1 protein-coding gene is annotated in these 746 nt (G+C 43.8%); it reads right to left on the reverse strand.

From position 1 onward, the window contains the following. Window positions 1–11 precede the first annotated feature (11 nt). Window positions 12–746 (reverse strand): Mu transposase domain-containing protein (locus CF394_RS15845; RefSeq protein WP_439332876.1); only part of this gene is annotated, 735 nt, incomplete at its 5' end.

Here is a 746-nt window from a genome sequence, read left to right on the forward strand (position 1 = left end):
AAGTAGTTCCATCAAGACACACCGCCTTTTTCAAACAACTTGTCATAATGTGTTGATCCTCTTGATGCCGGTGGCATTGGAGGGATTGAGTCTCTTCTGATATCAAGGCTCACGCGGTCGCTCCGCCCATTGATGAGTTGGTAGAATACCTGTTTGATCGATTCTGCAGAAGGATGCCCGTGAGTCGATGCGATTTTTAGAGATTCTGTTGCCACCGAGAAATCATGTTGTTTCAAGAGGACTGAAAGAAGTCTCAATGCCTTCTGCTTTTCAGGTACGGTGCAGCTGTCTATATATTCTTTCCAATTGACCGGTAGCTGTTCAAAGAAATCCGTGTATTTGATTGCCATTGGCCGTTTGGCCATCAGCTCAAGATATGGTTGCCATTTCATCGACTTCTTATCCTCACCATACAGGCGTGCATGAGTAATGATTGATTCATGTTCAGCCGTCATGATCTCGATCTTGCCATATGATATCTTTGCCAAAACACTACTTTTGGCAAAGCGAGGAGATGTGGAATATTGACGTCCATCTATTTTGACGAGTCCATACTTATCTGGTCGACACTCTTCATAACGCACGCATTCAAACGATTTTTCAGGTAACTGAAGGAGTGCTTTTTTATCTTCCTCAAACAGTTCGGACAAAAGCTCATCTTTTTGATAGTGCTTGCGATTCCTGTCTTCTTCAGCTGCAGTCCAGAAGGTCTCGTTCAAACGCTCAAGATCTGCCACATGTATCTC

Origin of the sequence: Tetzosporium hominis, assembly GCF_002265435.1 — a bacterium.
In the GTDB taxonomy this organism is placed as follows: Bacteria; Bacillota; Bacilli; order Bacillales_A; family Planococcaceae; genus Chryseomicrobium; species Chryseomicrobium hominis.